Annotated in this window: 13 protein-coding genes; 7 read left to right on the top strand and 6 right to left on the bottom strand. The window is 67.3% G+C overall.

Annotation, left to right across the window (positions count from 1 at the left end; genetic code table 11):
* Positions 1–38 precede the first annotated feature (38 nt).
* Together ACLQ3C_RS19730 and ACLQ3C_RS19725 are read left to right on the top strand one after the other, a co-directional pair.
* The gene (locus ACLQ3C_RS19730) at positions 39–851 is read left to right on the top strand and encodes an enoyl-CoA hydratase family protein (RefSeq protein ID WP_425706794.1); all 813 of its coding nucleotides are present in this window, start codon (positions 39–41) and stop codon (positions 849–851) included.
* Entirely contained in the window at positions 848–1465 is a 618-nt protein-coding gene (locus ACLQ3C_RS19725; RefSeq protein WP_425706793.1) for a TetR family transcriptional regulator, read from the top strand. Before ACLQ3C_RS19730 ends, ACLQ3C_RS19725 begins: the two co-directional genes overlap by 4 nt.
* 106 nt (positions 1466–1571) lie before the next feature.
* On the opposite strand, the gene ACLQ3C_RS19720 is transcribed toward ACLQ3C_RS19725, so the two are convergent.
* The 6 genes from ACLQ3C_RS19720 to ACLQ3C_RS19695 all read right to left on the bottom strand — a co-directional run bounded on the left by ACLQ3C_RS19720 (position 1572) and on the right by ACLQ3C_RS19695 (position 8867).
* The gene (locus ACLQ3C_RS19720) at positions 1572–2690 is read right to left on the bottom strand and encodes an NDMA-dependent alcohol dehydrogenase (RefSeq protein WP_425706792.1); all 1119 of its coding nucleotides are present in this window, start codon (positions 2688–2690) and stop codon (positions 1572–1574) included.
* 49 nt (positions 2691–2739) lie between these two features.
* Positions 2740–4236 carry an aldehyde dehydrogenase family protein gene (locus ACLQ3C_RS19715; protein WP_425706791.1) on the bottom strand — a complete coding sequence of 499 codons (1497 nt, stop codon included), beginning with the start codon at positions 4234–4236 and terminating at the stop codon, positions 2740–2742.
* Positions 4237–4401: 165 nt separating this feature from the next.
* Entirely contained in the window at positions 4402–6048 is a 1647-nt protein-coding gene (locus ACLQ3C_RS19710; RefSeq protein WP_425706790.1) for a sigma-54-dependent Fis family transcriptional regulator, read from the bottom strand.
* Positions 6049–6111: 63 nt separating this feature from the next.
* Entirely contained in the window at positions 6112–7587 is a 1476-nt protein-coding gene (locus ACLQ3C_RS19705; protein ID WP_425706789.1) for a serine/threonine-protein kinase, read from the bottom strand.
* Positions 7588–7872: 285 nt separating this feature from the next.
* A complete protein-coding gene (locus ACLQ3C_RS19700; protein ID WP_425706788.1) occupies positions 7873–8175 on the bottom strand; it encodes a HigA family addiction module antitoxin in 303 nt (100 codons plus the stop codon).
* Positions 8176–8321: 146 nt separating this feature from the next.
* Positions 8322–8867, bottom strand: coding sequence for a hypothetical protein (locus ACLQ3C_RS19695; protein ID WP_425706787.1), 546 nt, complete (start codon positions 8865–8867; stop codon positions 8322–8324).
* A gap of 96 nt (positions 8868–8963) precedes the next feature.
* Here ACLQ3C_RS19695 and ACLQ3C_RS19690 point away from each other — a divergent pair, with 96 nt between their 5' ends.
* The 5 genes from ACLQ3C_RS19690 (at position 8964) to fusA (ending at position 14003) form a co-directional block, all read left to right on the top strand.
* On the top strand, positions 8964–9854 hold the full coding sequence (locus tag ACLQ3C_RS19690; protein ID WP_425706786.1) for an exodeoxyribonuclease III: 891 nt from the start codon (positions 8964–8966) through the stop codon (positions 9852–9854).
* Between the two features lie 35 nt (positions 9855–9889).
* The gene (locus ACLQ3C_RS19685; protein WP_425706785.1) at positions 9890–10453 is read left to right on the top strand and encodes a hypothetical protein; all 564 of its coding nucleotides are present in this window, start codon (positions 9890–9892) and stop codon (positions 10451–10453) included.
* Between the two features lie 509 nt (positions 10454–10962).
* Positions 10963–11334 (top strand): 30S ribosomal protein S12, encoded by a 372-nt coding sequence (gene rpsL, locus ACLQ3C_RS19680; RefSeq protein ID WP_425706784.1) that lies wholly within the window; start codon positions 10963–10965, stop codon positions 11332–11334.
* Between the two features lie 6 nt (positions 11335–11340).
* Positions 11341–11811 (top strand): 30S ribosomal protein S7, encoded by a 471-nt coding sequence (gene rpsG / locus ACLQ3C_RS19675; RefSeq protein ID WP_425706783.1) that lies wholly within the window; start codon positions 11341–11343, stop codon positions 11809–11811.
* Positions 11812–11897: 86 nt separating this feature from the next.
* The gene (fusA, locus tag ACLQ3C_RS19670; RefSeq protein WP_425706782.1) at positions 11898–14003 is read left to right on the top strand and encodes an elongation factor G; all 2106 of its coding nucleotides are present in this window, start codon (positions 11898–11900) and stop codon (positions 14001–14003) included.
* Positions 14004–14112: the final 109 nt, after the last annotated feature.

Below are 14112 nucleotides of genomic sequence, written 5' to 3'. Positions count from 1 at the left end.
ATCGTATGCACGACAGTCGAACTCGAGAGGATGCCGACGTGACCGAGCAGAACGACCACCTCGTCGCGACCGCGGTCGCCGAGGGGGTCGCGACCCTCACCCTGGACTCCCCGCCGAACCGGAATGCCCTCAGCGCCACGCTCGTCCAGCAGCTCATGACGGCTCTGCGTGCCGCACAGGAGAATCCGGACGTGCGAGCCGTCGTGCTCGCGCATACCGGCACGACGTTCTGTGCGGGAGCCGATCTCGGCGAGGCACTCGCGCGCGGCGCGAGCGTCGAGGAGGCATCGGCCGCGGGCACCGAGGCGATGCTGATGGTGCTCCGGACGATTCTCGAACTGCCCAAGCCGGTGATCGCGCGCATCGACGGGCACGTGCGTGCGGGCGGACTCGGGCTGATCGGCTCCTGCGACATGGTCTTTGCGGGTCCGTCGTCCACGTTCGCGTTCACCGAGTCGCGGTTGGGACTGGCGCCGTCGGTGATCTCGGTGGTGCTGCTGGGAAAGATGACCGCACGATCCTCGGGCCGGTACTACCTCACGGGCGAGACCTTCGATGCCGTCACCGCCGAACGGATCGGCCTCATCACGCAGGCACACGGCAGCAGCGAGGAGCTCGACGACACGCTGGCGGTGGCACTCGGCGGTATCCGTAGAGCCGCACCGCAGGGGCTGTCCGCATCGAAGGAATTGACCACCGCACCGATCCGCGCCGCGTTCGACCGGGATGCGAAACGCCGCGCCACCGAGTCGGCGGCCCTGTTCGGCAGCGACGAGGCGCGCGAGGGGATGACGGCGTTCTTGTCGAAGCGGCGTCCGTCGTGGGATCTTTCGGAACGTCCGGCCCCATGACCTCCCACGCGCGTGCCGTCGTACCGCGTGAGCCGCAACAGGAACGTTCGCGGCTGACACGAGAACGCCTGCTGGATGCCACGATCGACGCCCTCGCACGCGATGGATGGGCGGCGGCCACGGTGGCGGCAGTGGCCGAGAGGGCCGGGGTGTCGCGTGGTGCGGCGCAACATCATTTCCCGACGCGCGAGGCCCTGATCACCGCGGCGCTGGAGAAGATCTTCGACGACATGACCGCCGTGGCGTCGGCGGCGGTGGCCCGGCTGCCGAAAGGTGATGCGCGGGTGGCCGCCGGGATCAACCGCGCCGTCGATATCTACACCGGGACCGCATTCAAGGCCGCCTTGCAGGTATGGGCGGCCGCGGCCTCGGATTCCGCACTGCGCGAATTGATCCTGCCCATGGAGAACAAATTCGCCCACGCCGCGCACCGGATGACCGTCGCGATGCTCGACCCCGACGGCACCGATCCGCGAGTCCACCGGATCGCGCAGGTCACCCTCGACCTCGCCCGCGGACTCGGGCTCGCCGACACGCTCTCCGACGATTCGGCGCGCCGCGCGCAGGTCGTCGCCGCCTGGACGGAGATGGCGTCGGACGCGCTGCGTCAGTGAATCCGGTGCTCGTATACCCGAACGGCTCGGTGGGACGTGGAGCGGCCCGGACGCAACAGCGGGGTGGCGTGTTGCGTCCGGGCCGGGTCGAGGGACAGCCCGTCGGTCAGCTGTCGTGGATGATCACGCCGCGAATGTTCTTGCCGTCGCGGAGATCCTGGTAGCCCTCGTTGACCTGGTCGAGGGTATAGGTCTGGGTGATCAGCTCGTCGAGCTTGAGTTGGCCGGCGTCGTAGAGGCGCAGCAGTTTGACGATGTCGTACTGCGGATTGGCCGAGCCGAACAGCGAGCCCTTGATCGTCTTCTGATTGAGGGTGAGATCTGTTCCGGACACATGCACGGTGAGTTTGGTCGGGTCGGCGAGGCCGGTGATGACGACGGTGCCGCCCTTGCCGATGACGGCGGTGGCGTTCTGCACGACCTCCTCGTCGACCGTACCGACGAGGATCAGGGCCTGATCGGCGCCCTGGCCCCAGGTCAGTTCGTTGACCTTCGCGGCCGCCTCGGCGGCATCGGCAAAGGCGTGCGTCGCCCCGAACTTGATGGCCGTATCCCGTTTGAGAGCAACGGGATCGACGACGACGATGTACTTGGCGCCGGAGGACACCGCGCCCTGCACCGCATTGATGCCGAGGCCGCCGATGCCGTAGATCACCACGGTGTCGCCGGCCCGCACGCCGCCCGCATAGACCGACGTGCCCCAGCCCGACGGGACACCGCATCCGACCAATACGGCCTTCTCCAGCGGTAGCCACTCATCGACCTTCACCACCGAATGCTGGCTGATGGTGGCGCGTTCGGAGAAGGTGCCGAGCATGCACATCGCACCGAAATCGTCCTTGCCCGAATGGAATCGGAATGAACCGTCGGGCATGGTCCCTTCCAGGATGGTGGCGCCCATGTCGCAGAGGTTCTGCCGGCCCGTCGAACAGTAGCGGCAGGTGCCGCAATTGGGGATGAAGCTACAGACGACGTGATCGCCCACCGCGACCTTGGTGACACCGGGCCCGACGGCCTCGATGATGCCCGCACCCTCATGGCCGCCGACGATCGGATAACGCGGGGGCAGGTCGCCGTCGGTGAGATGGAGATCGGAATGGCACAGTCCCGCAGCGACGTACTTGATGAGTACCTCGCCCGCGCGCGGCTCCTCGAGGTCGAGTTCGACGAGCTCGAACGGCTTGCCCGGTGCGGTGAGGACGGCGGCCTTGGTGGTGATGGTCATCGACTACTCCTTTGTGGATGATGAACGGTAAGAGTGGTGAAAAACGTTGTCAGAGGGCGATGTTGACGGCCTTGGTCTGGGTGTAGAGCTCGATGGCGGACTGACCGAGCTCGCGGCCCCAGCCGGACTGCTTGTAGCCGCCGAACGGCATGGCGGTGTCGAAGCCGTTGTACTGGTTCACCCAGACCGAGCCGGCCTTGATCTGCCGGGCCGTCTTGTGCGCCTTGGACAGGTCCTGGGTCCAGATGCCCGCGGCCAGACCGTAGATGGAGTCGTTGGCGGCCGCGGCGACACCGGTGTCGGCGTCGAAGGGCATGGCGACGACGACGGGGCCGAAGATCTCTTCGGTCACGATGGAGAAGTCGGGTTCGACGTCGACGAAAACGGTCGGTTCGATGAAGAACCCCTCATCGCCCCAACGCTTTCCACCGGTCAGCGCCCGGGCGCCGTCGGCCAGACCGGCCGCCAGGTACCCTGATACGCGATCGAACTGCTCCTGACTGACCAGCGGGCCGAGCTCGGTCGTGGGGTCGAGGCCGGGCCCGATCTTGGCCTGCGACGCGGCCTCGGCGACCGCGGCGGTGAAGTCGTCGAAGATGGGACGCTCGACGAACAGCCGGGTACCGGCCACACAGCACTGGCCGTGGTTGAACATCCAGGCCGCGACCGAACCGGCCACCGCCTTCTCGAAGTCGGCGTCGGCAAAGACGATGTTGGGGCTCTTGCCGCCGAGTTCCAGCGACACCTTCTTCAGGTTGCCCTTGGCGGCGTCGACGATCTTCTTGCCGACCTCGGTGGAGCCGGTGAACGCGATCTTGTCCACGTCGTCATGCGCCGACAGTGCGGCACCGGCATCGCCGAAGCCGGTGACGATGTTGACCACACCGGGCGGGAAGCCCGCCTCGGTGAACACCTCCCCGAGCAGCAGTGCGGTCAGCGGGGTCTGCTCGGCGGGTTTGAGAATGACGGTGTTGCCCGCGGCCAGCGCGGGTCCGAGCTTGAATGCCGCCATCAGCAGCGGGAAGTTCCACGGCACGATGAGGCCGCACACGCCGACCGGCTCGCGCAGCGTGTACGCATGGAACTCGCCACCGGGAACGAACGGCATCGACACGTCGACGGTCGAGCCGGTGATCTTGGTGACCAGTCCGGCGTTGTAGCGGAAGATGTCGGCCGACCACGCGGTGTCCACGGCGGTGGCGATGGTGGCGGCCTTGCCGTTGTCGAGGGCCTCGAGCTGACCGAACTCGTCGGCGCGTTCGCTGAGGATGTCACCGACCCGCCACAGCAACCGTTCGCGCTCATTGGGTTTCATCCGCGTCCACGGGCCGTCGTCGAAGGCCGTGCGCGCCGCGCGGACCGCGCGGTCGATGTCGGCGGCCCCGCCGTGCGCGACCGACGTGATGGGGCGGCCGGTGGCCGGATCGATCGTGTCGAATGTCTGGCCCGACTCGGCCCACACCCACTGCCCGCCGATCAGCATTCGACGATCGGTGGAGATGAAGTCTCGAACCCGGGGAAGGAGTTCGGTGGCGACGGCGGTCATGTGGCCTCCTACTGCGATATGGGCGAACAGTGATTCAGGTCATAGATGCGGACCTGCTTCTATTTATGCCATCGCCTGGGACGCGTGAGATGTACAGAAACTGAACACCACGCGCACACACCGAACGCGCGTCGGCGTTCGCGCCCGCCGCGAACGGTTGGTCGATCAGATCCCGAGCGCGCGCATCCGCGCGTACAGCGTGGTGCGACTGATCCCGAGTTGCCTCGCCGCCCGCACCTTGTTGTGGCCGCTGTGTTCGAGGGCATCGATGATGGCCTGGCGCTCGGCCTGTTCGCGGCCGGCCAGATGCGATGTGCGACTGGTGGTTCGGTACCGCTCGGGTAGATCGGCGGTTTCGATGGTGCGGGCCGCGCGGGCCTGGCATGACGCCACCGCCTGATCGAGCACCATCGCCAACTCGGTGAGGTTGCCCAGCCATTCCTGAGACAGCAGACAGTCGGTGGCCCCGCCCGACAGGGTGGTGTCCGGTGCGAGATCGGCGACGATGCGCGCGGCGAGCGCGGCGAGTTCGGTGGTGCGCTGGCGCAGTGGCGGCACATCCACGCGCCTCGGACAGTGGCCGATGAGTGCGGCGGCGCCGGCGCCGACGAGTGCGGCGGGACCGGTCACGACGATCACCGGAGCGAGCGGCGTTGCCCGGGCCGCGGCGTGGCGTAACAGGGTGAGCGACTTGTCGTCGAGCAACTCGGCGCCGTCGACGACGAGTGCCGTGGACTGCTCACGGGCCTGTGCGAGCGCGACGGCGATATCCGGCGGGCGTCCGTCGATGAGCCGGTCGGCGACGTCGATGACGATCGGCGGGGCCGAACCCTCGCACAGGTCGGCGGCCAGCGCCCGGGCCCGCGTGCTGCGGCCGGTTCCGGGCTCACCGGTGATCGCGACCCCGGCGACGACCGGCACCGGACGGTGCGGTGCCGAAGCCTCTGTGCTCACCGCGAGCAGCGGGCGCAGATGAAACAGCGCCGCGCCGCGGGTGCCCGACACCGGCTCGACGACGATCTCCACCGCGGTCCCGGCCGCCAGCGTCAAACGTATCGTGGTGGCACGCAGCGCCGGGTCGGCCACCACGGCACGGAACGTGCCGATGTCCGACGAGCAAAGAAGCTCTGCGGCAAGGGTATTGGTGAGCTGGATATCGTCGCCGATGGCTGCGACCGCGGTGTCGCGGCGCGGCGCGGCACGCTGGAAGGCGTCGAGGACGCAGCGTTGGTGTGAGCGCGAGCGGTTCAGCAAGCGGTCGGCGATGTCGGCGACGATGCCGGTGACGAAGGGCACCGCGAGCGGGTTCACGCGCTCGGACACCTCGGTCATACAGAGGCTGCCGACCAGGCGCCGCGTCGCCGGGTGGATGATCGGCTGGCCGAAACAGCTCAGCTGCTTGAACTTCTCCAGGTAGTGCTCCGAGCCGTTGATCATCACCGGCCGCCGGATCTCGGCCGGGGTGCCGAGTCCGGTGGTACCGACCGAGGACTCCGCGAACGGCACGCCGCTGGCCGCGCCGGCGCCGTCGAGAACACGCTCGATGGCGGACCCGCCGATGATTCGGGACACCATGCGGCACTCGTGGTCGACCAGTAGAAGTGACATCTCACTACCGGCGAGGCGGCCCGCAGCCTCGTCGAGCACCGGGCGCGCGGCGTCGAGCAGGGGATCGGCGGCAGAGATGTCGACCGGGCCGGGTAGCACGTCCCGATCGGGCCGCAGTCCGGACAGCGCCGAGCGCCGCCAGGACGCTGCGATGACCTGCCGGCCGGGAGTCCTCGTCGAATCCGCCGATGTGTCGATGGTCACACGATGGCACAACTCGACGCCCGGCGAAAGGTGCCGTCGTCGGAGTCTGCCGTGCGGGCGGCGTCAACGCGGAGCGCGCACCGTCCGGGCTGTTCCGGCCACGATCGCGGCGACCACACCGACCCCGGCGGCGCCGGTGACCATCCACATCCCCGCACCCGCGGTCGACGAGTCGAGCCAGGAGGTGAACGGTGCGAGTGCGGGATCGGCGCCGGCGACGGACTGCCAGGGATCGCCGAGAGCACGAGCGGCGAGGAACGCGGCCCAGGCGCCGACGAGGACCGCGGCGAGCACCCCCACGAGTGCGAGCCGTCGGAGGGCGAAGAGAAGCGCGGCGGCGACGAGCAGCAGACCACAGACCAACGTCGGCAGGCCCGGGTTGTCGTACTGCGCGACCGACAGCGGGTCGAAGGGCCCGGCACCGCCGCCGGTACGCACGGATCCGAGGCCGGTGACCACGTAGGTGCGATGTATTCCGGCGGCGTCGGTCAGGCCGACCGTCACCCATGCCAGCATGCTGCCGACCGTCATCGCGATACCCGCGAGTGCGACGAGCGCCGCGCAGACCATCGCCGCGGTGTTGCGGCTGCGGGTGCGCTGCCGGCGGGTGGTCCGGCCGGTCGGACCGATCGGCGGTGCGGATCGGATCCGCTGGGTGAGGGCCGTCGTCGCGGCCCTTGTCGACTCCGTCGCCGACTCCGTCGTCGCCTCCCCCGGTGGCGTCGCTGTCAGGGCCGCGGCGAAGCTCCGGCAGTCGGGGTGGCGATCCTCGGGATGTTTGGCCAGCGCGGTGGCGAAGACCGGGTCGAGACCGGCGAGGTCGGGATGGCCGACACCGAGGCGCGGCGCCGGCCGATCGAGGTGGGCCCGCATCAGCGCGGCCGGCGCCGACGCGCTGAAAGGCGTGGTGCCGGTGAGCAATTGGTATCCGGTGCAGGCAAGCGAGTACTGATCCGAGCGCGGAGTGGCCGCCCCGCCCTCGATGACCTCGGGGGCGCAGTAGGCCAGTGTCCCGATGATCGCATTGGTCGCCGTCAAGGGGGTTGCGTCGTCGCCCGCGAGTTTGGCGATGCCGAAGTCGAGCACGACGACACGATCGATGGCCCCGGTCGTCGTCGAACGGGTGAGGACGATGTTCGCGGGCTTGATGTCGCGGTGGACCACGCCTTGCGCATGGGCGTGGTCGAGGGCATCGGCGACGCGCTCGAGGACGGCGATGGCCTCGTCGCGGGTGAGTCGGGCGATGCTCAGATCCTCGCCGTCGATGTAGCCCATCGTGAACCACGGTGTCCCGTCGACGAACCCGAAGTCGTGCACGGTGATGATGCCGGGATGATCGAGGGAGGCAGCGGTACGGGCCTCATGGAGGAAACGCCGCGCGAATTCGTCATTGCCCGCACCGACCCGGGAGATCACCTTCAACGCTTGACGGCGCAACAGATGGGGGTGCTCGACGAGGTAGACCTCGCCCATACCGCCCGCGCCCAGTGGCGCGACGACGGTGTACCCGGCGAAGGTGGAACCGGCTCGTAGTGCCATGGGTGTGCCTCTGATCAGCGATGGCGACCTGTACGGAAAACCTTGGCACATTCGGGCAGGCACGACCATGCCCGATTCATCCGTTCGGGGGATCAATCCCGTTGCGGTGTCCCGGGGGCACACGCGCCGCGAAGGGGCGCGCAATCCGGCGGGCCACCGGTGTCGGCATGCGCGTGGCCAACGGGGCGGACCTGATCAGACGTGTCGCGGATTCGACGGTGCCCCAGGCTGCCCCGGGCCGGGGCGCCACCCGGGGCCCCGGCGGTGTCGGGGTGAAGATACGAGTCACGCGACCTCGAGCGGCGTGATCGCCGCAATCTGATCTGCCACACGATCCTCGGCGAGATCCAGGTCGTAATGCGTCTGCAAGGTGAGCCAGAACTGCGCAGACGTCCCAAAGTACTTCCCGAGCCGCAGGGCGGTGTCGGCGGTGATCGACCGCTTGCCATGCACGATCTCGTTGATCCGCCGCGGCGGAACACCGATCGACACCGCGAGTTTGTGCTGCGTGATGCCGAGCCCCTCGATAAAGTCCTCCAAGAGGACCTCGCCGGGGTGAATCGGCGCAAGCTTGTCAGTGGTAGTCAACGATCTCCACCTCCTCCGGGCCGGCGGCAGCCGTTCGGTGTCCTTGTTGCCGAACGACCTGATCACACAACCACCTTATAACGTATCCCGTCAATAACGCCCGGCGTTAAATTCTCAGGCTGCGCTGCAAGAAGGCGCGGCGTCGATCATCCCGCGAGGGAACCGGTGCCGAAACCACCACCGCCGCCGACGCGGGTGGCCATCACGGCCATCGTGACGGTGCCGCGGCACGGCCCGCTGTCGATGGTGGTGGTCCAGATCCCGCGCTTGGTGCCGTCGGGCATGGGGGTGTAGAAGGCGTCGGAATGCGCGGGTGCGTACACCTTGGGCACGCCGGGCCCCATGTAGCAATCCCATTGCCAAGCGAAGTGTTCGACCCAGCTCGTGCCGTTCCAGGTGTAGTGCGGCGGCCGCGGAATGGTGGTGTTCGCCGCCGGTGGGCCGGCGACGACGGTGGCGACGCACCTGCCGTGGGTGCACGCGGTGTCGAAGGTGTAGGTGTCGGCGAAGTCGGGTTCGTGCTGCCGGGCGGCGAGGCTCGTGCCGAACTTCGAGGCGGCGTAGCGGGTCAGGGACCATTGACCGTCCCAGGCCGCGGTGGCGGCGTCCGCGGTCCCCACGCCCCACGCCGTCGACGCGAGGGCCACCAGTAAGACGACTGTGGCGAGCACGCCGCGGGAACGAGGGACCATGGCCTGTATTACACACCCGGCCACCGCTGACCATCGCGGTTTGCGCCGAAGTCCCGCCGCGCCCATCGGGGTGGAGCGCCGACTACCGTTGTCGGCATGCGCGTGGCGACCTGGAACGTGAACTCCGTCAAACAGCGGATTCCGCGACTTCTGCCCTGGCTCGACGAGCGGCGTCCGGACGTGGTGTGCCTGCAGGAGACCAAACTGTCCGACGACGTCTTCGACACCGTCCTCGGACCCGAATTCGCCGACCGCGGTTACGAGTTCGCCCATGTGGGCCAAGGGCAGTGGAACGGGGTGGCGATCCTGTCGCGGGTCGGACTCGATGAGGTCCGCCGCGGATTCGACGGCGCCCCAGGCTATCCCGAGCCAGAGTCGGCGCCCGAGGCGCGGGCGGTGTCGGCGATCTGCGGGGGCGTGCGCGTGTATTCGCTCTACGTCCCCAACGGCCGCACCCCCGACTCCGATCACTACCACTACAAACTGGCGTGGCTCGAGCGGCTGCGGGAGGCGGTCGCGCCGGAGGCCGCACAGACGATGCTGTGCGGCGACATCAACATCGCGCCCGCCGACGCGGACGTGTTCGACCCCGGGGCCTATGTCGGTCATACCCACGTCACCGAACCCGAGCGGTCGGCGCTGCGCGGTCTCGAAGGTCTGGGACTGACCGACGTGGTGCGCGCGCGGTGGCCGTCCGAATGTGTCTACAGCTACTGGGACTACCGTGCCGGAATGTTCCACAAGGACCTCGGCATGCGCATCGACCTCGTCCTGGCCGGCGCCGACACCGCCGGCCGGGTGGCCGCCGCCTGGGTGGACCGGGCTGCCCGCAAGGGCACCAAACCCAGCGATCACGCGCCCGTCGTCGTCGACCTCGACGACGCCCCCGACGGCGACATCGGCCCGATGGTCCCGCCGCCGTCGAATCCCGCCCGGCGCGGCGGCACACGCGCGACGCTGCCCCAGTCCGCTCCGCCCGCGCAGTGAGCGCGGCGCGACGGCGCCCGGCCCGGTGGTACGGGATGCTCACCGAGCGTCGCGGCGGGCCGTTGCCCGCGCACCGCGCCGCATCCCGGTTGTCGGCCTACGTGTACGGCAACATCCTCGTGCTCGCCGCCGTGGTGGTGGCCTCCGGCGAGTCCATCTACGACGGCCATGCCGGGCTGATCGTCGTCGGAACCGGTGTGACCACTTATATCGCGCACGTCTTCGCCGATCTGCTCGCCCGCGCGAACATCCCCGAGGCGCATCGGGCCGATGACCACCATGGGCGTCACGCCGGCGATGATGCGCACCGGCAGGCCGCCCGCCGCGAGGTGTTCGAGGAGCTGCGCGATGCGGTCCCGATCGCGTCGTCGGCGATCTGGCCCGCCATCGTCCTGGTCCTCGGGTATCACGGCCTCATCCCGACCGACGCCGCACAACTGATCGCGGGCGGGATCATCGTGCTGCGGATCGCGTCGATCCAGATCGTCACCGAACGGGTGCGCGGCAACCGGCTCGATCTCGGCATGGTGATCGCCGGCCTGGTCGCCGCCGGCCTCGCCGGTGTGATCGTTGTCCTGAAGACCTTCCTCGGTTATTGACCGCCGAACAGAACACCGGTGACGACGGCCTGCGGGCTGTCGTGGGAATGTCCGGCCAGGTCATGGCGTTGACAAGCGGCAGTCGATCACCTGCCGATCATCCGGTGTTGCCGCCACGTTGATCTTCTGGATCCGATTTTTGACCTGGGTGAACCCCATCGGTAGAGTGGATCGTCGGTGCCTGGCAACAGCTGGGCCAGTTCGCGTGCCCTGCCGACGCAGCCGAGAGGTGTCGACGGTAGTGAATCGTCTGGGTACTCCTGCCCATGCGATGGGGATGCGGACTGACAAGCGAATCCGCAGTCGAGCGTCTGACACGCCCGACCTCGGGGTAGCGATAACTGTACTGACCAGGGCTGACGCTCTGGTGGGGCGAGTTGTGGAAGCCGCCGGATCACGTTCTTCGCGATCGGGCGGCCTGCCCGGAGCACAAACCACGACGACAACAACATCGAACCGTCGCACCCGGTGTGCGGACGGACGTGCCGACAAAGGAAGAAAACACTTAAGTGCCAACGATCAATCAGCTGGTCCGCAAGGGCCGTCATGACAAGGCTGCGAAGAAGAAGACCGCAGCCCTCAAGGGGAGCCCGCAGCGTCGCGGCGTGTGCACCCGCGTCTACACCACCACCCCCAAGAAGCCGAACTCCGCGCTGCGCAAGGTCGCCCGTGTGCGCCTGACCAGTGCCGTCGAGGTCACCGCTTACATCCCGGGTGAGGGCCACAACCTGCAGGAACACTCGATGGTCCTGGTGCGCGGTGGTCGTGTGAAGGACCTGCCGGGTGTGCGTTACCGCATCATCCGCGGTTCGCTCGACACCCAGGGTGTCAAGGACCGCAAGCAGGCCCGTAGCCGTTACGGCACCAAGAAGGGGAACTGATCAGCGATGCCACGTAAAGGACCCGCACCCAAGCGTCCCCTGATCAACGACCCGGTCTACGGCTCGCCCGTGGTCACCCAGCTGGTCAACAAGATCCTGCTGGACGGCAAGAAGTCGACCGCCGAGCGCATCGTCTACGGCGCGCTCGAGCAGGCGCGCGAGAAGACCGGTACCGATCCGGTCGTCACCCTCAAGCGTGCTCTCGACAACGTCAAGCCGACCCTCGAGGTCAAGAGCCGCCGCGTCGGCGGTGCCACCTACCAGGTGCCGATCGAGGTCAAGCCCGGCCGCGCCAACACCCTTGCACTGCGCTGGCTGGTGACCTTCAGCCGGCAGCGTCGTGAGAAGACGATGGTCGAGCGACTGGCCAACGAGCTGCTCGACGCATCCAACGGTCTCGGCGCCTCCGTGAAGCGCCGTGAGGACACCCACAAGATGGCCGAGGCCAACCGGGCGTTCGCACACTACCGCTGGTGACCACCCGAGCTTGCGAGGGTGGGCGGCGGAGCCGCGGCCTCGAAAAAACAGTCTTTAGTCCTATGACAATTCCCGGAGGGAATTAGATGGCACAGGAAGTGCTCAGCGACCTGAAAAAGGTTCGCAACATCGGCATCATGGCGCACATCGATGCCGGCAAGACCACCACCACCGAGCGAATCCTCTTCTACACCGGTGTCAATTACAAGATCGGTGAGACCCACGACGGTGCATCGACCACCGACTGGATGGAGCAGGAGAAGGAGCGGGGGATCACCATCACCTCCGCTGCGGTGACCTGTTTCTGGAACAAGAACCAGATCAACATCATCGACACCCCGGGCCACGTCGACTTCACCGTCGAGGTGGAGCGCAGTCTGCGCGTGCTCGACGGCGCCGTCGCCGTGTTCGACGGCAAAGAAGGCGTCGAGCCGCAGTCCGAGCAGGTCTGGCGGCAGGCCGAGAAGTACGACGTGCCCCGTATCTGTTTCGTCAACAAGATGGACAAGCTCGGCGCGGACTTCTACTTCACGGTGCGCACCATCGAAGAGCGTCTCGGTGCCCAGCCGCTGGTTCTCCAGCTGCCGATCGGTGCCGAGGACAACTTCGACGGCGTCGTCGACCTGATCGAGCAGAAGGCGATCACCTGGCGTGGCACCGTCGAGATCGGCGCGGAGCCGACCATTGAGGAGATCCCCGCCGACCTCGTCGACAAGGCCGCCGAGTACCGCGAGAAGCTGCTCGAGACCGTCGCCGAGAGCGATGAGGCGTTGCTGGAGAAGTACTTCGGTGGCGAGGAGCTCTCGGTCGACGAGATCAAGGGCGCCATCCGCAAGCTCACCATCGCGCGTGAGTACTACCCGGTGATCTGTGGCTCGGCCTTCAAGAACAAGGGCGTGCAGCCGATGCTGGACGCGGTCATCGACTATCTGCCGTCCCCGCTGGACGTGCCGAGCGTCGAGGGCCACGCGGTGGGCAACGAGGAGGAGATCCTCTCTCGTAAGCCCAGCGCCGACGAGCCGTTCTCGGCTCTGGCGTTCAAGATCGCCTCGCACCCGTTCTTCGGCAAGCTCACCTTCGTGCGCGTGTACTCCGGCCACATCTCGGCCGGCACCCAGGTGCTCAATGCCACCAAGGGCAAGAAGGAGCGCATCGGCAAGCTGTTCCAGATGCATGCCAACAAGGAGAACCCGGTCGACGAGGCCTGGGCCGGACACATCTACGCGATGATCGGGCTCAAGGACACCACCACCGGTGACACCCTGTGTGATTCGAGCGCACCGATCGTGCTCGAGTCGATGAGCTTCCCGGACCCGGTCATCAACGTCTCGATCGAGCCGAAGACCAAGTCCGACCAGGAGAAGCTCGGCACCGCGATCCAGAAGCTCGCCGAAGAGGACCCGACCTTCTCGGTCCGGCTCGACGACGAGACCGGCCAGACCGTCATCGGCGGTATGGGCGAGCTCCACCTCGACATCCTCGTCGACCGCATGCGTCGCGAGTTCAAGGTCGAGGCGAACGTCGGCAAGCCGCAGGTGGCTTACCGCGAGACGATCCGCAAGACCGTCGAGAAGCACGAGTACACGCACAAGAAGCAGACCGGTGGTTCCGGCCAGTTCGCCAAGGTCATCATCAAACTCGAGCCCCTCGTGGACGCCGAGGACGGTGCGACCTACGAATTCCAGAACGCTGTGACCGGTGGCCGCGTGCCGCGCGAATACATCCCGTCGGTGGATGCCGGTGCGCAGGACGCGATGCAGTACGGTGTGCTCGCCGGTTATCCGCTGGTCAACCTGAAGGTCTCACTGCTCGACGGTCAGTACCACGACGTCGACTCCTCGGAGATGGCCTTCAAGATCGCTGGTTCGCAGGCTCTCAAGGAAGCTGCGAGGATGGCGAGCCCGGTGATCCTGGAGCCGATCATGGCCGTCGAGGTCACGACCCCGGAGGATTACATGGGTGACGTGATCGGCGACCTGAACTCCCGCCGTGGCCAGATCCAGGCCATGGAGGAGCGCAGTGGTGCACGTGTCGTCAAGGCGCAGGTTCCGCTGTCGGAGATGTTCGGCTACATCGGCGACCTGCGGTCGCGGACTCAGGGCCGGGCGAACTACTCCATGGTGTTCGACTCGTACGCCGAAGTTCCGGCGAACGTGTCGAAGGAAATCATCGCGAAGGCCACTGGCGAGTAAATCCGTACTCGGCCAATGGTTTTGGCGAAGCGCCCACGACGCATGAGTCGTGGTGACACGGCGCGAACAACGTAAGAAGAAACCCTTGCTGGGATCCGCCCAGCAGAGC

The sequence above is a fragment of the Gordonia sp. DT30 genome (assembly GCF_049844915.1).
Lineage (GTDB): Bacteria > Actinomycetota > Actinomycetes > Mycobacteriales > Mycobacteriaceae > Gordonia.
This window is presented reverse-complemented; position numbering and strand designations above follow the sequence as displayed.